General features: G+C 63.5%; 17 protein-coding genes. 11 read left to right on the forward strand and 6 right to left on the reverse strand.

The genetic code is table 11. The features are described from left to right. The first annotated feature begins 7 nt into the window (after positions 1-7). A complete protein-coding gene (locus tag GVL04_RS00925; RefSeq protein ID WP_159698157.1) occupies positions 8-673 on the forward strand; it encodes a class I SAM-dependent methyltransferase in 666 nt (221 codons plus the stop codon). Positions 674-746: 73 nt separating this feature from the next. Then, positions 747-1,265, forward strand: coding sequence for a gamma carbonic anhydrase family protein (locus GVL04_RS00930; protein WP_159698160.1), 519 nt, complete (start codon positions 747-749; stop codon positions 1,263-1,265). A 45-nt stretch (positions 1,266-1,310) separates the two neighbouring features. Here GVL04_RS00930 and GVL04_RS00935 read toward each other — a convergent pair whose 3' ends face one another. Beyond that, positions 1,311-3,014 carry an NAD(P)/FAD-dependent oxidoreductase gene (locus tag GVL04_RS00935; protein ID WP_200846706.1) on the reverse strand — a complete coding sequence of 568 codons (1,704 nt, stop codon included), beginning with the start codon at positions 3,012-3,014 and terminating at the stop codon, positions 1,311-1,313. After that, complete coding sequence (locus tag GVL04_RS00940) at positions 3,011-4,441, reverse strand: amino acid permease (RefSeq protein ID WP_235036135.1); 1,431 nt, start codon at positions 4,439-4,441, stop codon at positions 3,011-3,013. The genes GVL04_RS00935 and GVL04_RS00940 overlap by 4 nt, the downstream gene beginning before the upstream one ends. Before the next feature lie 194 nt (positions 4,442-4,635). On the opposite strand from GVL04_RS00940, the gene alr reads away from it, so the two are divergent. Beyond that, entirely contained in the window at positions 4,636-5,868 is a 1,233-nt protein-coding gene (alr, locus tag GVL04_RS00945; RefSeq protein ID WP_235036105.1) for an alanine racemase, read from the forward strand. Beyond that, positions 5,858-7,462, forward strand: a complete 1,605-nt coding sequence (locus tag GVL04_RS00950; RefSeq protein WP_159698166.1) for a PucR family transcriptional regulator — start codon at positions 5,858-5,860, stop codon at positions 7,460-7,462. Before alr ends, GVL04_RS00950 begins: the two co-directional genes overlap by 11 nt. Here the strand turns inward: GVL04_RS00950 and GVL04_RS00955 are convergent. Continuing rightward, positions 7,459-8,262: a carbon-nitrogen hydrolase family protein gene (locus GVL04_RS00955; RefSeq protein WP_159698169.1), complete on the reverse strand. Its 804-nt coding sequence runs from the start codon at positions 8,260-8,262 to the stop codon at positions 7,459-7,461. The two genes, GVL04_RS00950 and GVL04_RS00955, sit on opposite strands and share 4 nt — an antisense overlap. Positions 8,263-8,497: 235 nt before the next feature. On the opposite strand from GVL04_RS00955, the gene GVL04_RS00960 reads away from it, so the two are divergent. The 6 genes from GVL04_RS00960 (at position 8,498) to GVL04_RS00985 (ending at position 16,204) form a co-directional block, all read left to right on the forward strand. Beyond that, a complete protein-coding gene (locus tag GVL04_RS00960) occupies positions 8,498-9,688 on the forward strand; it encodes an ROK family transcriptional regulator (RefSeq protein ID WP_159698172.1) in 1,191 nt (396 codons plus the stop codon). Positions 9,689-9,817: 129 nt separating this feature from the next. Beyond that, positions 9,818-11,374, forward strand: a complete 1,557-nt coding sequence (gene mmsA, locus GVL04_RS00965) for a multiple monosaccharide ABC transporter ATP-binding protein (RefSeq protein WP_159698175.1) — start codon at positions 9,818-9,820, stop codon at positions 11,372-11,374. A gap of 44 nt (positions 11,375-11,418) precedes the next feature. Further along, positions 11,419-12,690, forward strand: coding sequence for a multiple monosaccharide ABC transporter permease (gene mmsB, locus GVL04_RS00970; RefSeq protein WP_159698178.1), 1,272 nt, complete (start codon positions 11,419-11,421; stop codon positions 12,688-12,690). A gap of 54 nt (positions 12,691-12,744) precedes the next feature. Continuing rightward, the gene (locus GVL04_RS00975; RefSeq protein ID WP_159698181.1) at positions 12,745-13,842 is read left to right on the forward strand and encodes a sugar-binding protein; all 1,098 of its coding nucleotides are present in this window, start codon (positions 12,745-12,747) and stop codon (positions 13,840-13,842) included. A 200-nt stretch (positions 13,843-14,042) separates the two neighbouring features. After that, complete coding sequence (locus GVL04_RS00980) at positions 14,043-15,509, forward strand: ABC transporter permease (RefSeq protein WP_159698184.1); 1,467 nt, start codon at positions 14,043-14,045, stop codon at positions 15,507-15,509. Between the two features lie 2 nt (positions 15,510-15,511). Next, the gene (locus tag GVL04_RS00985) at positions 15,512-16,204 is read left to right on the forward strand and encodes an ABC transporter ATP-binding protein (protein ID WP_024820032.1); all 693 of its coding nucleotides are present in this window, start codon (positions 15,512-15,514) and stop codon (positions 16,202-16,204) included. On the opposite strand, the gene GVL04_RS00990 is transcribed toward GVL04_RS00985, so the two are convergent. The 3 genes from GVL04_RS00990 to GVL04_RS01000 are packed head-to-tail and all read right to left on the reverse strand — an operon-like array spanning position 16,182 to position 19,187. Continuing rightward, the gene (locus GVL04_RS00990; protein WP_159698187.1) at positions 16,182-17,363 is read right to left on the reverse strand and encodes an ABC transporter permease; all 1,182 of its coding nucleotides are present in this window, start codon (positions 17,361-17,363) and stop codon (positions 16,182-16,184) included. The two genes, GVL04_RS00985 and GVL04_RS00990, sit on opposite strands and share 23 nt — an antisense overlap. Further along, positions 17,360-18,085, reverse strand: a complete 726-nt coding sequence (locus tag GVL04_RS00995) for an ABC transporter ATP-binding protein (protein ID WP_159698190.1) — start codon at positions 18,083-18,085, stop codon at positions 17,360-17,362. Before GVL04_RS00995 ends, GVL04_RS00990 begins: the two co-directional genes overlap by 4 nt. 4 nt (positions 18,086-18,089) lie before the next feature. Beyond that, the gene (locus tag GVL04_RS01000) at positions 18,090-19,187 is read right to left on the reverse strand and encodes an efflux RND transporter periplasmic adaptor subunit (RefSeq protein WP_159698193.1); all 1,098 of its coding nucleotides are present in this window, start codon (positions 19,185-19,187) and stop codon (positions 18,090-18,092) included. A gap of 296 nt (positions 19,188-19,483) precedes the next feature. On the opposite strand from GVL04_RS01000, the gene GVL04_RS01005 reads away from it, so the two are divergent. Then, a complete protein-coding gene (locus GVL04_RS01005; RefSeq protein WP_159698196.1) occupies positions 19,484-19,939 on the forward strand; it encodes a hypothetical protein in 456 nt (151 codons plus the stop codon). The last annotated feature ends 120 nt before the right edge of the window (positions 19,940-20,059 follow it).

Genomic DNA, 20,059 nt, shown 5'->3' on the forward strand with positions numbered 1-20,059 from the left:
TGAGGGTATGCACGGCATTCCCGAGGCCGACCACGAAGGCGACCTGGCTGCCTTCTACGACCGCCAGGCTCCGGTCCGGAACACCCGCGCGCTGACGCCGCATCGGGTTCGATGCCGGGAATGGTTCATCCGGCTGCTGAAGACCGAACACCGGCATTCATTGTTCGAGCTCGGCTGCGGCACGGGTATTGAGGGCGTGGAGTTCGTCCGCGCCGGTCTGCACTACACCGGGGTGGACCTGTCCTCGGAGAGTGTTCATGTGGCGTGCTCGGCCGGGCTGGAGGCCTCGGTTGCGAGCGGACGAAGCCTGCCGTTTAAGGCTTCAGTCTTCGACGCTGTCTGGACAATGAGCACCCTCCTGCACGTCCCCAACAGCGGAATCCACGACGTCGTCCGCGAACTTGTGCGGGTGGCCGCACCTGGTGCGCCAATCGCCGTCGGGCTCTGGTCAGGTGAGGACTGCGAGGTCCTCAATCCGGAGGACCTCGACGAACCGCGGCGATTCTTCAGCCGCCGCAGCGACGACACCGTGCGCAGGATTTTCGGTGAGCACGGCTCGATTGAGCATTTCCGCACGTGGCCGGAAGGTGTGGGCGTGGAGTCGGGTCCGGGTGCGGGCAACTGGGTGCAGCACTACCAATTCCTGGTCCTCCGCACCCCCGCACCCAACTGAGTCGCATTTGCGCGCGTTTTGAGCACTCATATCCCGCTCAGCTGCGACCTACTTGGGAACTAAGCTGGGCTGCATGGCTCCCTCTTACACTTTCGCCGGGGACACCCCGGCCATCCATGAATCCGCCTTCGTGGCACCCACTGCGTCCATCATCGGCAAGGCCACGTTGGCCCAGGACTCCAGCGCCTTCTACGGCGTATCCGTCCGCGCGGACACGGCTGCGATCAGCGTCGGCGCGGGTTCGAACCTCCAGGACAACGTAGTCCTCCACGCCGACCCGGGCTTCCCCTGCACAGTGGGCGAGCGCGTCTCCGTGGGGCACAGCGCAGTCGTCCACGGGTGCACTGTGGAGGACGACTGCCTCATCGGAATGAGCGCCACCATCCTCAACGGCGCAGTGATTGGCACGGGCTCGCTCATTGCTGCCGGCGCGGTGGTGTTGGAGGGCACGGTCGTTCCCCCGCGCTCACTCGTGGCTGGCGTGCCCGCAAAGGTCCGCCGTAAACTCACCGACGAGGAATTCGAGGGCGTGAAGCACAACGCAGCCCACTACAAGGAACTCGCGGCGGCACACAGGGAAATGCACGCTTAACGCCGAATGCGGGGCCCGCTCTGCAGGCCCCGCAACGTAAAGGGCCTAGTCCAGGGAGATCGGGCCCAACTCGTCCAACAGCTCGCCCGGTCCGGGGTTCCCTGCAGCGGACGAACCACCCAGGTGGTTCAGCACACCCCACACAGCATTGAGGCCCGTGGTCACGGCACCCTCGGCCCAGCCGGCAGTGAAGGAAACGTCGTCTCCGGCGAGGAAGATGCCGCGCTGGCTCTCCGGCAATTGGTCCTGTTTGAAGTGGGTGAACAGCCGCTGCTGGTAGCGGTAGTGCCCGGGCAGGTTGGCCTTGAAAGCGCCCATGAAGTTGGGGTCGGCCTCCCACGACACGGTGATCGGCTGCCCAACGATGTGGCTGGCAATGTCCACGCCCGGGTAGATCTGTTCCAGCGAGTGGAGCATCAGCTTCACGCGCTCTTCGGCGCTGAGCGCGAGCCACTTCAGGGCGTCATCGTTCCAGGTGTAGGACAGGAGGATGACAGCGGGCTTGTCCGGGCCGTCGTCGAGCAAGTACGTTGCCCGGTTGAGGCGGTCGGTGAGCGTCATTGACAGGACTTCGCGGCCTGTCTCCGGGTCGATGTCCTTCCAGAACGGCCGGTCCACCATCACGAACGTCTTGGACGACTGCATATAGTGCGAGCGCTCGATGGCGGTCCACAGCTCGGCCGGGAACAGCGCTTCCTCTGTGTGGATGCGAGTGGACAGCAGCCACGACTGGCAGGTGGTTACGACGGCCTGGTACGTGGCTTCGCGACCCCAGTTTTCGCGGACCAGGAGGTCGCCGTTCTCTGCCCGGCGGATGTTGTCCACGGCTCCGCGGGGCGAACCGGAGTGGAGCGACGCGAGCGAGGTGCCCTCCGGCCAGTACTTAAGGCCCGACGGCGCGTGGTTCCAGAGTGCCTCGGGGAGCCTTTGCGCCCCTCCCGCGATGGAGCGGTGCTGGTCATCCGCGTCCGTGTAGACAACGCGGAGGATTTCAAGGATGGAGTTGGGGAAGTCGGTGTCCCAGCCACCGGTGCCGAACCCCACTTGCCCGAACGCTTCGCGGTGCGCGAAGCCGGCTTCCTTGAAGGACTTGCTGGCCGCGATGAAGCCGTAGAAGGTCTGTTCGTCGAGCTCCGGGAGCAGGGCGTTCCAGAGTTCCTTGATCCGCTTGGTGTCGCGGGCTTTGATGGCTTCCTGCATTTCGGCGAAGGCTGCGCCGTCATTGACTGCTGCCTTCCAGGCGTCGGCCACTTCGCGGAAGAATTCCGGCAACTCATCGGCCGTCGTGGCGTAGTGCTTCTTGCCCGCCAGCTCGATCACGGTGCTGGACGTGGCCGGCGCCATGGGGTTGGGAAACTCGTTGGTGTCCAGGCCGAGCAGGTCCACGTAGTGGTAGAAGGCCTTGCCGGAGACCGGGAAGCGCATGCCGCCAAGGTCCGCCACGACACCGGGAGCCGACGGGAAGCTGGCCGTCCGGAGGCGGCCACCGATCTGGTCGGCCTCGTAGATGACCGGCTTGAGGCCGAGCTTCATGAGTTCATACGCAGTGACCAGCCCGGACAGGCCTGCGCCGATGATGGCCACCTCCGTGCCGTATAGCTCTTCGGGGACTGAGCCCAAGCCGTCCGGGTGCGCCAGATAGTGGTCATAGCTGAAGGGGAAGTCCGGGTTCAGCATGGTGATAGGTGCTTGCGCGGCTGCGTCTGCGGCGCGGGCATCGACGGCGGGGAGTTCAGTGGCGATGGTCATGAGTTTGCTGCTTTCACAGGTTCCGGGCTCACGGCCCTGGTGGTTAGTTCACGGTAGTCCTGCTCGCTGAGCGCGGCTACCTTGGAGTTCCGGCGTCCGTAGCCGAAGTAGATGGCGATGCCCACCAGCATCCACACGCCGAAGGTGATCCACGTGTCGGCGCCCAGGTTGAGCATCAGGTAGGCACACATCAACGTGCCCAGGATGGGAGTGATCGGGTACAGCGGGACCCGGAAGCTCCGCTCAAGATCGGGGCGGTTACGCCTCAGATAGATGACCGCGACGTTGACCAGGGCGAAGGCAAAGAGCGTGCCGATGCTGGTTGCGTCCGCCAGCGCACCAAGCGGGACCAAGCCTGCGGTGAGGGCGACGGCGGTACCAATGATCAGTGTTCCGGCCACCGGAGTGCCGGTACGGCGGGAAACGCGGCCGAAGACCTTGGGAACCATGCCATCGCGGGACATGGAGAGCATGATGCGGGTTTGGCCGTAAAGGACGGTCAGCACGATGCTGGCGATGGCCAGGACGGCGCCGATGGAGAAGACCAAGGCGATCCACGGCTGGCCGGTGATCTCGTGCAGGATCTGTACCAGGGCAGCTTCCGTACCGTCGAACCAGTCCCAGGGGCGGGCTCCGATGGCTGCGACGGCAACCAGGACGTAGATGCTGGTGACGATCACCATGGAGAGCATGATGGCCCTGGGCAGGTCGCGCTTGGGGTTTTTCGCTTCCTCGCCGGCGGTGGAGGCGGCGTCAAAACCAATGTAAGAGAAGAAGACGCTGGACGCGGCAGCAGAAACACCAGCGGCGCCCATGGGCAGGAGTGGCTCGAAGTTACCGGCATTGAAGGCGGTGAAAGCCACAGCGCAGAAGAAGATCAGAATGCCCACCTTGATGATGACGATCGCCGTGTTGATCCACGCGCTCTCACGGGCACCGCGCACCAGCAGGATCATGGCCAGCACCACGATGACCATCGCGGGGAGGTTGACTATGCCACCATCGCCCGGCGGCTGGCTCACTGCGTCCGGCAGGAACTGTCCGAAGGCGGCCAAGGTTTCGTTGACGTACTGCCCCGCGCCCACGGCAACAGCCGCCACGGAGACTGCGTACTCCAGCACGAGGCACCAACCACAGATCCAGGCCATGCCCTCGCCCATGGTGGCGTAGGAGTAGGAGTAGCTGGATCCTGCCACGGGGACCAGCCCGGCCATCTCGGCGTACGAAACCGCCGACAGGAGGGCTGCCAAACCGGCGATGACGAAGGAGATCCAAATAGCCGGCCCGGCCAGCGGCACGGACTCGCCAAGGATGACCAGGATGCCGGTGCCGAGGGTGGCGCCAACGCTGATCATGGTCAGCTGGAGGACGCCGAAGCTGCGGACCAGCGGCGTACCGCCTTCGCTGCTTCCGGCCTCGCTGACCATCTGGCCAATGGGCTTGCGGCGCAGAAGCTGGGCTCCGAGGCTCGGCCTCGTGGCGCTCACCGCCGCTTGGTTTTTGGTGTTCACAGGCACAGTCACCCTTGACGTCCCTTCAAAGTAGTTTCGATTTCCCCTCCACAAGACTGGCATGTGAGCCACCTCTCACCGCGGTGCAAAATGACCTATAGTGTTCAACCATGAGACGTAATGCACACTATCAAGCGGCTGCCCCGGCAGCCCTTTCCGGACAGGTCACTGTGGACCTGTCTGCTATTTCAGACAATGTCAAAGCCTTGAAAAAGCGCACCGAAGCGCCCCACTTCATGGCTGTGGTGAAGGGCAACGCCTATGGCCACGGGTTGGTGGAAGTGGCCCGCACAGCAGTGGATTCCGGGGCAGATTGGCTCGGAACCGCACAGCTCACCGAAGCCATCGCGCTCCGCCAAGCGGGTATCACGGTACCTATCCTTTCGTGGCTGTATCTGGCATCCCAGACAAGTTCCACCATCCTTGAGGCGCTTGAAAACGACATCGATGTGTCCCTCGGAAGCGTCAACCAACTGGAGGTACTGGCAGGCATCGCCAAAAGCCTTGGCCGTCCCGCCGTCGTACACCTGGAACTGGACAGCGGCCTGAGCCGCGGCGGTGCACGCAAGGAAGATTGGGCCGAACTCGTGGCCGAGGCCAGAAGGGCCGAACTGGAGGGGACCCTCCGTGTCCGCGGTCTGTGGACCCACCTCGCATGGGCGGATGTGCCTGCCCACCCAGGAAACGCCACCGCCGTCGCGGAGTTCGAGGATGCTGTCAGGGAGGCACGCGAAGCCGGACTTACCCCCGAACTCCGGCACGTTTCCAGCTCCGCGAACATCCTGGACCGGCCCGAATTCCACTTCGACATGGTCCGTGCCGGGCTCGCCATCTACGGCCTCGCACCAGCTGACCACCTCAACCCGGCGGACTTCGGCCTGCGGCCGGCGCTCAGTGTGACGGCGCCCCTGGTCATGGTCAAAAAGGTCCCGGCCGGGACAGGCGTGAGCTACGAACACCAGGCCATCACCTATGAGCCGCGCTACCTGGGCCTCATCCCGCTTGGCTATGCGGACGGCATTCCCAAGGGCATCAGCGGCCGATCCGTGGTGAACATCGCGGGCCGCAGCGTGCCGGTGATTGGAAAGGTTTGCATGGACCAGTTCATGGTGGACCTCGGCCCGGATGCTTCCGGGATAGACGTCGGAGACACTGCCGTTTTGTTCGGCGATCCGGCCAACGGGGCGGCGAGCGCCGACGACTGGGGTGCTGCGATCGGCAGCCACGGGGACGAGATCATCAACAGGATCGCGCCCCGCCTCCCCAGGGCGTACGCAACCAGTGCATACCGGTGCCCCGACTACCAGGAGCCGGCAGCCGCCGGGCAGGGCAATGTCGCCTGAGCCCGCCAGCGCCCGCCTGAGCTTCGTCACGCTCGAACAGTTCCTGGAGCAGCTGCCGCCCGAGTTGAAAATGCTTCACGACGGCGGCAGCGGCGCCTCGCTGCTCCGGTGGGTGGAACCGAGCGAGCTCGAGGACCCCACACCCTACCTCCCGGAAGGTGAGTTCCTCCTGACCGCCGGGCTGCCCTTTCTTGGAAAAGGTGGCTCGGCGGCCAAGGTGGATGCCTATGTCCAACGGTTGGTTGATGCCAAAGTGGCGGCGCTCGGGTTCGGCATCCGGCCCTATTTCGACGCCGTTCCCCACGCCCTGCTGGACGCTTGCCGCAGGCACAATCTCACCTTGTTCGAGGTGCCGGAGTCGTTGCCGTTCGCGGCAATAGGGCTGGAGTTCTCGCAGCTTCTGGAAACAGACAACGCGAGGGTCTTCAGGCAACTGGCCGACACCAACCGCCAACTCATGCGGGCGGTCCTCTCCCCCAGACCGGAACACGAACTGCTCGCGGCCCTGGTGCAGCGGGTGCCTGTGTGGGCTGTCCTTGTTGGCGCGGACGGGCGGGTCAGGGCCCGCGGGCACAATGCCGGCGGCAGCAACGGCGTCGAACATTCTTTGCTGGCACCCATGCTGGAGCGACTCCTGTCCGGCAGCGGGCCGCGTGTGGAAATGGACGGCTTTGACCATCCAGGATCGGCGCTGGTGTTCGGGCATCCGCTGCGCAGCACCAAGGATGCGAACCTGGGTGCCTTGATCCTCGGCTCGGATGCACCGCTGACACCTGCGCAGAACAACGTGGTGCAAGGAGCCGTGGGCCTGCTGGAATTGCTGGTGCGGCAGCGGACCAGCGGGTCCCTGGCGCCCAGCCAACTGGCCACCGCGGTTCTGTTGCACCCGGATTCGCTGTCGTCCGGCGGCACGAAACACCTCAACGGGCTGAAGGACCTGCTGGCGCAGAGCCTGTCCTCCACCCGCTCGGCTCAGATGCGCGTGGTGCAAGGCGTCAGGGTGGATGGAGCCGCTGACGACGGCCCGGTTCGCGAGGTGCTGCAATGGCGGAGGCTGTTCGACACCAAACTTGTGGAGATCACCGAGTACGGCTTCGCGGCCATCACACGCCTGAGGGTTGATGATTCCCTGCTGGCCGACGTCGAGAAGCTGGGGTGGCGTCTGGTGATCGGCGAACCAACGGAACTTCTTGGGCTCACTGCGGCATATCAGCGTGCCAGTTCGCTCCGCAGCCGGGTGCTTTCCAGTGGCATGAGCGCGCGCGTGGATGAAGTGACGTGGTCCGTCGCGGGCCTTTTGGGGCGCGAAGCGGGAACCATGCTGGCTGGGCGGCTCCTTGGACCGGTGCTCTCGCTGGAACCGGACCGGCGTGAACCGTTGCTGGCCGTCCTTCGCGGCTGGCTCAGCGAAAACGGCAGCTGGGACGGCTCGGCGAAACTGCTGGGGCTGCACCGCAACAGCGTCCGGCGGCAGATCGGCGTGCTGGGCGAACTTTTGGATATGGACCTCAACCAAGCACAGGTGCGTGCCGAGCTCTGGTTCGCCTTGCAGTATGTGGACGAGCCGGCGGGGTCCGCGGAGACAGCGGTCTAGGCGCGCTGGTCCCATTTTTTATAAAGTTCCGGCCGGCGTTCGCGCAGGTACGGGACTTCGTTGCGTGCCGCTTTCACGGTTTCAGTGCCGACCTCCGCGAACAACAACGTTGGGAAATCTCCCGCGGCAGCCAGCAAGGACCCGTCCGGTCCGGCCACCACGCTCCCGCCCAGGAAGCTGTAGACATCCTCGTGGCCGGAGTGGTTGGCATAGGCCACATTGAGCTGGCTTTCCAGCGCACGGGCGCGGATAAGCACCTGCGGGACGTTGTTAAACCCGGCGGACAGGGCTGTTGGGACGAGCAGGAGTTCGGCACCGCGGGTTGCCGCTGCCCGGACTGCCTCCGGGAACTCGACGTCGTAGCAGATGAGCATCGACGTCCGGATTCCGTTGAAATCCACGACGGCGGGAGGTTCCTGGGCGCCGACGAACGCTTTGTGCTCCTCCGGACCAAAGAGGTGGACCTTGGCGTAGTTGAGGACTTCGTTGCCCTCGGCATCCAGGAGTGTGGCAGTGATGTGCCAGGCATTCCCGTCGCCGGCGACGGCCGGGAGGCTGTACACCAGGCCGATGTTGTGCCGGCGTGCGATGTCCGCCAGTCGTTCGCGGATACCGGGGAGAGTGGCCGGATCCAATTCGGCATGCAGCCGCAGTGGCGCGTAGCCGACGGGGAACAGCTCCGGGGTGAGCAGCAGGCCGGCTCCGGCCTGGGCGGCGCGGTGGGCGGCGTCGTCGATGGTGCGCAGGTTGGCCTCAACGTCCATGACGGAAGCGTTTGCCTGGAGGACGGAGAGCAGCATCTTTACCACCTTGGTTTTCGCCTGGTCCCGGCGCCCATGAGCGCCGGGAAGTTTCTTGGTTCCAGCGTAGGCGGGGTGATGGGCTACGCGGCCGGGCATTTGGACCTGCACGCAAGGCAATCGGGACGCATTGCCCGTTGCGGGGCCCGTTCTTGCGTTGGAGTATGTCGGGGAGTGTTGACTCCTTGTGTTCACTTCTTGACTACAACGTTGCTTGTGGGGCAATCTTCTTGTCATGCCCGCTACGCAGCGCTCAACGAAGAGCCACCCAAGAAAACCCGGCTCGCAGTCCGCGCTGCGCCACCTGAACCAGCAACGCATCATCGAGTGCCTGCTGAGCGGGCCTTCCACGCAAGCAGAGCTTTCGCGGCAGACCGGGCTTTCGACGGCAACAATCTCGAACATCGTGAAAATCATGCAGGACGCCGGCCTGGTTTCCACGGAACCCACTACCAGCTCCGGCCGCCGGGCAACCAATGTGAGGCTGAACAGCAACGGCGCGGTCGCCGTCGGAATCGATTTCGGCCGCCGGCACCTGCGCGTGGTCCTTGCCTCGCTGGGCTATCACGTCATTGCCGAGGATTACATCGAATTGCCGCTGGGTCACCAGGCCGAAGAAGGCATCGCCGCCGCAGTCCGCCTGCTGGAAAGGCTGCTCCAGGAAAACGGTATCGACCGCACTGCCGTGGTGGGAGCCGGCGCGGGCATTCCCGGCCCTATCGATCGCCGCTCCGGCACGGTTGCGCAGGGAGCCATCCTTCCGGAATGGGTAGGCATCGACATCCTTCATCGGCTTGAGGAAGCGCTCAATTGCCCCGTCTTCGTTGACAACGACGCCAACCTGGGCGCGCTGTCCGAAGTAACGTGGGGACCCCACAGCGGAGTCTCGAACCTCATGTTCCTCAAGATCGGCTCGGGCATTGGCGCGGGCCTGATCCTCAACGGATTCCCCTACTACGGCAACGTGGGAATCACCGGCGAAATCGGCCATGCAACCATTCACGAACACGGCCTGGTGTGCCGCTGTGGGAACAGGGGTTGCCTCGAAACGATAGCGTCCACCACCACCATGATCGAACTGCTGGGGCGTGGCCAGGAGACCCTGCTGACGCCGCAGGATATCGTCCGGAACTGCCTCTCCGGCGACTCCGCGACGCAGCGCGTTGTGGACGACGCCGGGCTGGCGGTGGGTCGCGCTTTGGGCAACGTCTCCAACCTCATCAACCCTGAAGTGATCGTAGTGGGCGGACCTTTGGCGGGCCTCGGGGACCTCCTGCTGGACCCCATCCGGCGCGGCCTGGTCAGGCACGCCGTACCCGTTGTGGGCGAGACAACCCACCTCGCAATGTCGTCCCTCGGGGCACGCGCAGAAGCACTCGGCGCCGCCGCTTTGGTGTTCCAACACGCAAGTATTACCGGTAGGTAACGAAATCGTTAGCTGGATCATGCGTTCAAGTCTTGACGACAAGACGGGTGATCCAGTTTACTTTTTCATCAGACAGCCTCGCCATTGCGGGGCCGACAACGAAGTCATGCATTGGAGGCGTAAGGGCTGATGACATCCCTCGACACGCAAGGTGATCCCATCCTTTTGGAGATGCGCTCGATCACGAAGGAATTCCCCGGCGTGAAGGCCTTGTCGAACGTGAGCCTGCGCGTTATGGCCGGCGAAATCCACGCGATCTGCGGGGAGAACGGTGCCGGCAAGTCCACGCTCATGAAGGTTCTTTCCGGCGTTTACGGCTACGGAAGCTACACGGGCGACATCGTGTACCAAGCCGAAACCCAGCAGTTCAAGGACATCCGCGCAAGCGAAGCGGCCGGCATCGTGATCATCCACCAGGAACTGGCACTGATCCCGGAACTGTCCATCATGGAAAACATCTTCCTCGGAAACGAACCCACCAAATGGGGCGTGATCGACTGGACCGAGGCCCGCAAGCGTTCCCTTGAACTGCTGGCCCGCGTTGGCCTGCGCGAGGATCCCGATACCCCCATCAAGGAAATCGGCGTCGGCAAGCAGCAACTGGTGGAAATCGCCAAGGCCCTGAACAAGTCCGTTCGCCTGCTGATCCTGGACGAGCCCACCGCAGCGCTGAACGAGTCGGACTCCCAGCACCTGTTGGACCTGATCCTGGGGCTCAAGGGCAAGGGCATCACCTCGATCATCATTTCCCACAAGCTCAACGAGATCGAACAGATCGCGGACGAGATCACCATCATCCGAGACGGCAAGTCCATCGAGACGCTGAACGTCAAGCGTGATGGCGTGGACGAGGACCGCATCATCAAGGGCATGGTTGGCCGGACGCTCGAGTCCCGCTTCCCGGACCACGAGCCGAAGATCGGCGAGGTGTTCTTCGAGGTCAAGGACTGGACCGTGGGGCACCCCCAGATCTCGGACCGCTTGATCTGCAAGGGCTCCAACTTCTTTGTGCGCCGCGGCGAAATCGTCGGCTTTGCCGGCCTTATGGGCGCCGGCCGCACGGAATTGGCCCGCTCCCTCTTTGGACACTCCTACGGCCGCTTCATCAAGGGACAGGTGTACAAGGACGGCAAGCAGGTCCACCTCCGCAGCGTCAAGCAAGCCATCGACGCCGGCCTGGGCTACGTCACCGAGGACCGCAAGTCCCTGGGACTGAACCTGCTGGACGACATCAAGACCACCACGGTTTCCGCGGCACTGAACAAGATCAGCAACTACTCGGTGGTGGATACGCGCAAGGAGTTCTCGGTCGCGGAGGAGTACCGGAAGTCACTGCGGACCAAGACCCCGTCGGTTGAGGAAGGTGTAGCCAAACTCTCCGGTGGCAACCAGCAGAAAGTCGTGCTGGCCAAGTGGATGTTCACCGACCCCGACCTCCTGATCCTGGACGAACCCACCCGCGGAATCGACGTAGGTGCCAAGTACGAGATCTACGGAATCATCCAGAGGCTCGCGAACCAGGGCAAGGGAGTGATTGTCATTTCCTCGGAACTCCCTGAGCTCCTGGGCCTGTCCGACCGTATCTACACCATCTTCGAAGGCGCCATCACCGGCGTCCTGGACAAAAACGAAGCAAGCCAGGAAAGCCTCATGAAACTCATGACTTCCGCCCGCAAATCCGCCTGACCGTTGGCCCAGACTCGCCCCATCCTGACACAAGGACCAAAACAATGAACGCGCTCAAGAAGCTATTTGGTGGCAATACCCGCCAGTTTGGCATGATCTTCGCCCTGGTGGCACTTATCGTCTTCTTCCAGATCTTCACCGGGGGCCGCACGTTGACCCCCGGAAACGTGATCAACCTGTTCAACGGCAACTCCTACATCCTGATCTTGGCCATCGGCATGGTCCTGGTGATCATCGCCGGCCACATCGATCTCTCCGTGGGTTCCGTAGCCGCGTTCGTGGGGGTTTCGGTAGCCCTCGCCATGCGGGACTGGGGCCTGCCTTGGTGGGCAGGCGTGCTCTTCGGCCTGCTCCTTGGAGCAGTGATCGGTGCTTGGCAAGGACTGTGGACAGCGTATGTGGGCATACCTGCCTTCATCGTGACGCTGGCAGGCATGCTCTTGTTCCGCGGCTTTAACCAGTTCGTCGGCAAGTCCAACACCATCCCGGTTTCCAAGGAATTCCAGTTCATTGGTTCCGGGTACTTGCCCGAAATCGGCCCGAACACCGGCTTCAACAACCTCACCTTGCTCATTGGCATCGTGGCGGCAGCGTTGGTGGTCATCATGTCCCTGCGGACCCGTGCCGCCAACAAGGCTCTTGGCGCCGATGTTCCCGAGCTCTGGGTTGAGGTCACCAAGCTGGTCCTGATCTGCGGTGCCATCCTCTACGCGACGTACCTGTTCGCTACCGGCCGCCCCGGAACGTCCTTCCCCATCCCCGGCCTGATCCTGGCCGTGCTGGTCCTCATCTACGGCTTCATCGCTGACAAGACGGTCCTCGGCCGCCACGTCTACGCCGTGGGTGGCAACCGCCACGCAGCCGAGCTTTCCGGCGTGCAGTCCAAGAAGGTCAACTTCCTGGTCATGATGAACATGTCCATCCTGGCCGGCCTGGCCGGCATGATCTTCGTTGCCCGCTCCACTGCTTCCGGCCCGTTCGACGGCGTCGGTTGGGAACTGGATGCCATTGCGGCCGTCTTCATCGGTGGCGCTGCCGTTACCGGTGGTGTTGGTACCGTGATCGGCTCGATCGTCGGCGGCCTGGTCATGGCCGTCCTCAACAATGGTCTCCAGCTCCTGGGTGTTGGCGCCGACCTCACCCAGATCATCAAGGGCCTGGTGCTCCTGGCTGCAGTCGCTTTCGATGTCTACAACAAGTCCCAGGGTAAGAGGTCCATCACGGGCATGCTGATCAAGGGCTTCCAGCGCAATAACAACGAGATCAAGCCGGACGAAACCACATCCACCAAAGAGGTCATCTCCAAGGAAGCGTGATCCGCTTCCTGACAGACTCGCTCCACCCCACCCACACAGAAAGTGAACCAAGATATGCGAATGTTTGGTAAAGCAGGAAAGGCAGCAGCAGTCGCTGCCATCGCGGCACTGGCGCTGACAGCCTGCGGCCGCACTGACAGCGGCTCAAGCACCAGCACGGCAGGCGGGGAAGCGTTCCCCAAGGACTCGCTGATCGGCGTCGCACTTCCGCAGAAGACCAGTGAAAACTGGGTCCTCGCGGAGAAGCTGTTCAACGACGGCCTCACCAGCGCCGGTTTCAAGGCGGACGTCCAGTTCGCCAACGGCGGCGTATCCGAGCAGCAGAACCAGATCAGCGCCATGGTCACCAAGGGTGCCAAGGTCATCATCGTGGGAGCCATCGACGGCGCCCAGCTGGGTACCCAGCTCCAGCAGGCCAAGGAATCCGGCGCCACGATCATCGCCTACGACCGCCTGCTCCTCAACACCGAGAACGTGGACTACTACGTGGCCTACGACAACTTCAAGGTTGGCGAACTGCAGGGCCAGGCCCTGCTGGACGGCATGAAGGCCAAGAAGGCGACGGGTCCGTACAACATCGAACTCTTCGCCGGTTCCCCGGATGATGCCAATGCGAAGGTCTTCTTCGACGGCGCCATGAGCGTCCTGAAGCCGAAGATCGACGACGGCACCCTCAAGGTTGTTTCGGGCCAGACCTCGTTCGAGCAGGCTGTTACCCAGGGTTGGAAGGCAGAAAACGCCCAGCGTCGCGCTGACACGCTGCTTACCGGCAGCTACGGCACCGCTTCCCTGGACGGCGTCCTGTCCCCGAACGACACCTTGGCCCGTGCAGTGCTGACGTCCGTCAGGGCCGCCGGCAAGCCGCTCCCGGTTGTCACCGGCCAGGACTCCGAAGTTGAGTCCGTGAAGTCGATCATGGCCGGCGAGCAGTACTCCACCATCAACAAGGACACCCGCAAGCTCGTTGAGCACGCCATCACCATGGTGAAGGACCTCCAGGCCGGCAAGGAACTGGAAATCAACGACAAGGACTCCTACAACAACGGTGTCAAGACCGTCCCCGCGTACCTCCTCCCGCCACAGATCGTGACACTGGAGAACGTCAAGACGGCTTACGTTGACGATCCGGTACTCGGCCCGATCACCAAGTAACACCTCTTCACCGCAAGACAGCAAGCCCCGGTCCGCCAGCAGGCGGGCCGGGGCTTTCTCTTGCCTCAAACGGCGGGCGCGCGCGCTTTCACAGCCCACGCATAGCTTCGGCTGGTGTACCGCACAGCAGCACTCAGCAGTCTTGGATCTGCGGCCCGCGTCCAGCGGGACCAACGAACATGCAGGTCAAGAGGAGAAACGTGAGCGTCCTTGCCCGAAGCGTAGGCAATGCCTTCCGCAACAAAATCAGAACGGCGGCGGTTGTTGCCGTGCTGGCCGTAGCCATCGGCCTGGCATTGGCCATGCTCGTGGCCAACCAGGCCGTTGGTGCCAAGGTCCAGGAGCTCAACGCTTCCGTGGGCACCACCCTGACGGTGAACCCGGCGGGCGGCCAGGGATTCGAAGGCGGCGGCGAACCACTCACGACGGCGGAGGCTGAGACCGCGGCTTCGGTCGCCAACGTGACGTCGGTCGTTGGTACCAAGGCACTGCGCCTCCAGACCGCAACCACGGGAACAACGGATACAACCACCGGCGCCACCGCCCAGCAGGGCCCGGGCGGCGGTTTCGGTCCCGGCGGGCAGCAGGCGACGGTCAGCACCAACCTGACGGCCGCCGTCGACGCCGGTACGCTCGGCAACCGCAACGGCTCCGCCGGAACAACAACAGGAACCACCGGCACAACCCAGCCCGCGCGCACTCTCCCGATCACGGCGACGGGCATCGGGGCCGAGGTGGACAGCACGGGTAAAGCCTTGGACATCACCAGCGGCAGCGGGCTGGGCGACTACGCCACGGCCGAAGCCAAGGCACTTGTGGGCACCTCGCTTGCGGAGAAGAACAGCCTGACAGTGGGCTCCACTTTCACCATCCAGGACAAGACGTTTACCGTGTCAGGCATCTTCGACGCCGGCACCACGTTCGGCAACAACGCCGTCTACGTCACCCTGCCGGAAGCCCAAACGTTGGCTGAAACCCCGGATGAGCTCTCCACCATGATCGTCACGGTCAACAGCATGGAAAACGTGGACAGCACCAAGACCGCTGTCCAGGACGCACTCGGCACGGACAAGGCCGATGTCACCCAGGGCCAGCGCAACCTCGAAACCGCCGTCAGCTCACTGGACAGCGTCAAGAACATCTCGCTGATCGCCTTCATCGCGGCCCTCGCCACCGCAGGCATCATCATCCTGCTCATCATGGTCATGCTGGTCCGCGAGCGCCGCCGCGAAATCGGTGTCCTCAAGGCTATCGGTGCCCGCAACCGCACCATCGGCCTGCAGTTCGTCCTCGAGTCACTGGTTCTTGTGGCTCTTGGCAGCGTGGTGGGTGCCGTGATTGCGTCGCTGGCCAGCGGCGGTATCGCGTCCGCGCTCATCAGTTCGAATTCAACCACGACGGCGGCCACCACCACCCAGCGCGGCGGCGGTCTCGCTGGTGCTATGCCAAACGGCGCCGTACCTGGCGGTGGCGGCATGCCCGGCGGCGGCCAAGGCGGTCCGTTCGGTGGCGCCTCGCAGCTGCTCACCTCCGTGACTGCAAGCGTCTCGCCCGGTGTCCTCGCTGCAGGCATCGCAGCGGTGTTCGCGGTGGCCATCATCGGCGCGCTGGTCCCGGCATTGCTGACCGCCCGTATCCGTCCCATCGAAGTACTCCGAGGAGAATAGCCGTGATCGTAGTCAAGGACCTGGTCCGTCAGTTCAAGTCCGGTGACCGGACCATCAAGCCCGTCAACGGTGTGAGCTTCGAACTCGAAAAGGGTTCGCTGGCGTCCATCGTCGGCAAGAGCGGCAGCGGCAAGAGCACGCTGTTGTCCCTCCTGGGCGCGCTGGACAAGCCCACCTCAGGTGACGTCGTCGTGGATGGAGTCAGCTTGGCCGGGCTCCCGGACGGCAAGCTGACCGAGTACCGGCGCCGGGACATCGGCTTTGTGTTCCAGCAGTTCAACCTGATCCCCAACCTCAGCGCCGTAGACAACGTCATGCTGCCCATGGAGTTCGCGGGCGTCCGCAAGGCGGCCAGGCTGCAGCGTGCCAAGGAGTTGCTGGAGCAGGTGCAACTGGATCCGGAGAAGCACTCACGAAGGACCAACCGGCTGTCCGGTGGCGAGCAGCAGCGTGTGGCGATTGCCCGGGCGCTGGCCAACGAGCCCAAGCTGATCCTGGCCGATGAGCCCACCGGCAACCTGGACGAGCAGACCGGTGAGCACATCATCGAACTACTGAGCTCGCTGAGCCGCGACCACAACACCACCATCCTGGTGGTCACCCATGACCGCAGCCTTGCGCAGAAAACGGAGCGTTGCTTCCGGCTTCAGCAGGGCCGGCTCACGGAGGAGGTCAGAACCGGATCGCGTCGATGACCTTCACGCGCACCGCCACGAGCGCAGGGATGGCTCCGGCGAGTGCGCCGACAAGGACAGCCGCGCCGAATCCAAGGAGGGCGGCGTCGACGGGGAACGCAGGGTACTCAGTGAGCCCCGGGGCTACCTTCGACTCGATCCACGGGTGTTTCACCACCGCAACCGCCAGCATGACGCCGGCCACGCCGGCCACTGCGGTGGCCACCACGGATTCCATCATGACGCCAACAAAGATCCGGCCCGACGTTGCCCCGAAGCTGCGGCGGATGCCGATCTCCCGGACCCTGTAGCGCACGGTGACCATGGAAATGTTCAGCATCCCCACGGCGCCGAGCAGCAGGACCAATCCGGCTACTCCGCCCACCACCAACTGCACGGGAGCCAACGGATCGCCCCAGGCTGCGTAGTCCATGCGGTCGGCTTGGGCGTAGTAGCCGGGGAACTGGCCTTGGAGGTCTGCGGTGATCGCTGCTTTGAGCGCGTCGGCCTGCTGCTCGCCCACCCACATCTTGAACTGGGACATCTGCGGTTCCATCCCCGTCATGGCCGCACCCTCGCTGAGGATGAACGCGGACGGCGGCGTATCCGGGTACGTATCAGGGACGACGCCGATAATCACCGCCGTAGCTGGCCGGTCACCGGGGATGCTCATCGTGGGATGGGTGGTGAGGTTTGGCCTGCCGGCTTGGTTGTAGAAGGACTCGGACACCACGACGGCGGGTGCAAGCCTTTGACCGTCGTCGGCGGCGAACCAGCTTCCCTGTTGGAGCGGAACGCGGTGGATAGTGCCGTAGCCGATGTCCACGATGGTCATGCTCACGGCGGTCACACCGCGGGGAAACTGAAAACCAGCTTGCGTCTGACCGACGTGGGTGGAGGTGGTGATGCCGTAGCGCTGCTGGATCCCTTGGTACGCCTTCTCGAGTTTCACCGGGTCCGGCATGGTCGGTCCGTTGACGCTCAACGACAACGTTGCCACCCGGCCGCCGTTTCGTTCGGACTGCACCTTGTATCCCTCGCGGGCCAGATTCCCGACGCCCACCACGGAAGTCAGTGCCGCCACGGACAACGCCACTCCCATGAGCGCCAGGAGGATCCGGACCTTATTGATGCGAAGTTCCTGCCACGCCTCGACCAGCGTGGACACAAAGCCGGTCATGCGCTGACTCCTGCTGCTGCGGGCACCGACAGTGGACTGAGTACGCCGGAGTCCAGCCGGTAGCAGGCGCGGGCCAGGGCGGCCACGTTGGTGTCGTGGGTAATGGTCACCAAGGCGGCCGCGGTCTCCGTGGCGACGGTGTCCAGCAGTGCCATGACGGACTGGCCGGTCTCGACGTCGAGTGCTCCGGTCGGTTCGTCGGCCAGGATAAGCCGGGGCTTCCGAACCAAGGCACGGGCTATGGCCACGCGCTGCTGTTCGCCACCGGAGAGCATGTTGGGCATGGTGTTGGCCCGGGCGGCGAGGCCCACGCGGTCCAGCATGTCCATGGCGATATCGCGGCGACGCCAGAACTCCTTGCCCTTGGCGTAAAACAGCGGAGTGATCACGTTGTCCAAGGCGCTGCGGCCCGGCAAGAGATTGAACTGCTGGAAAACGAAGCCCACGGTGGAACCCCGGAGTCGGGCTCGGGCGTTGTTGCCCAGCCGGTCAGCGGACTGGCCCAGGAACTCCAGCTCTCCCGATGTCGGGATGTCCAGCAGGCCCAGCAAGTTGAGTAGCGTTGATTTGCCGCAGCCGGAGCGGCCCACGATTGCCGTGTGATCGCCGCTGTGCACCTCGAGGTCGATGCCCCGGAGAATGTGCAGGTGCTGATCGTCCGGCAGGATGACGGATCGGGTGACTGACCGCAGGCTGACAAGTGTTTCCTTGGGTTCCTTCATGCCTTTAGCCCGCCGGAGCATAGGCGACCTGGCCCGGCCCCATCATGGGGTTCGGGGCAGCCGGAGCACCGGGCACGAATTCCAGGACCTGCTCTCCTTCGGCCAGTCCGGACGTTACTTCCACTACGGAGCCATCATTGAGCCCCAGCTGCACTGTGCGCTGCTCGGGCGCTGCCCCTGTCCCTCCCGGGCCGGCAATCCAGACGATCCCGTCCTTCACGCTGCCCTTCACCGAGGTCAGCGGAACAGTCACCACGTCAGGGGCGACTCCGGCGCTGACTGTCATGGTGGCTCCCAGACCGGCGAAAACCTCCGGGCCTGCCGGGATCGCACAGCTGAGCGTCCCGGTGGGAGTGCCGCCCTCTTCGGGCTGGCTCCCGCCGGACCCGGGACCCGGGATCGCTGCGCCCACGCCCATCCCGGCACCTCCGCCGGTGGCGGCCAAACCGCCCGAGGCGCCGCCGCCGTCGTCGGACGCGTTGTTCTTAAGCGTCACTTCGGCGCACTGGAACGGCGCCGGTCCACCCACCAACGCAATCTCCGCGGGGCCGGGCTTGCCGAGCAGGCGGTACTGCTGGGCTGCGGTGACCGGGCCCGCCACCGTGTAGGTTCCAGGGTCGATCTTGCCCACGGACTCGCCAACGGTCACCTGCTGGTCAATGAGCGTTGACAAGGACTGTACGGTTCCGGCGCTCGGAGCGAGGACATCGAAGTAGTCGTACACCGGCTTGGGTGCGGTGGGTGTGCCGTCCTTGGAAGTAGCCGTACTGGTGATGGGTCGCTCGGCCTTGACCTGGAAGAGAGCGTCTCCCTTGGCGACAGTGGCACCTTGGTCCACGAAGATCTTGATGACCTTGCCGGCGGAAGTGCTCCGGACCGGTTCGGCTGCGTCACTCTGAACGGTGCCCTTGATCTGGACTGTGTTGGTAACCGTGGTCCGTGTCGCCGGGACCACCGGAATATCCACTTGGGCCAGCGGGGCTGGCTCCGCGCCGGCCGATTCAAGTCCATCCACGAAGGCGATCTTGACCAATGCCACCGCGATTATCGCGAAAACCAACAACCAGGCAACCGGCAAAATGACGCGCCGAAAAGTACCCATCCCTGCTCCATTTCGGTAACTCCCCACAGAACCTCTGCGAGGGATGATGGCCTAAGCCTAGGCGAGGAAAATCTTCGGTCCGGACATTCGTATGACTTGACAGAATTCGCTGGCGGCCTATATGCATGCCGGTCAGAGGCGGTGCTGTCAATTTGAGTAACGATACGACAACGCATTCGCAGGATCAGTCAATTTTAGTCATGCCGAATATCCAGCGGAGTAGAGTTTTTGAGTCCTATCCGAGGTTTGGGGACCTCCCGACTGGACTGAAAGCACTTTTGTATTGGGGGATAAATATGAAATTGAAATTGCGTTCCATTGTTGGTGCCAGCATTGGCGCCTTTGTCTTGTCCATCGCTGCAGCGGGCGGAGCTAACGCCATCAGCAGCAGTGGAACTGCCTACTTTGACAATGGCCAGCCCATTACGGCAAACATGTGGATCCAGTCCCTTACTGCTGGGACATGTGGTTCATTCTCATCATCCGCAGTCATGAATGTCTCGCCGAACTACATCACAAACAACACGAAGTTCTACCAGATTGGCGTTGGGGGAATATCAGTTTCGGGTGTGTCCGCCTCACAGGTCGGGGGCGATCCGGCGAACCTCACTTGGACCAACAGCAACGGTGCCAGGGGTTCCTACATGAGCGGGAACGTTTGTGGTGGATGGGGCATGCTTTACCTCGGCGCGGATGTCAGCGCCAGCGCCTTCTACTACGGTAATTACCGAGTAGCAACCGCGCACGTATAGTATCGGTGGCCAGTTTTAATATGAGTTTTTCTCTCAAGTCAGGATCTTTTAGAACCGCGTTGTGCACGACCTTGGTGTTCGTCTTCTGCGCCACTGGCTGTGCGCCCAACGGTGAGGGGG

Origin of the sequence: Arthrobacter sp. 18067, assembly GCF_902706295.1 — a bacterium.
Classification (GTDB): domain Bacteria; phylum Actinomycetota; class Actinomycetes; order Actinomycetales; family Micrococcaceae; genus Arthrobacter.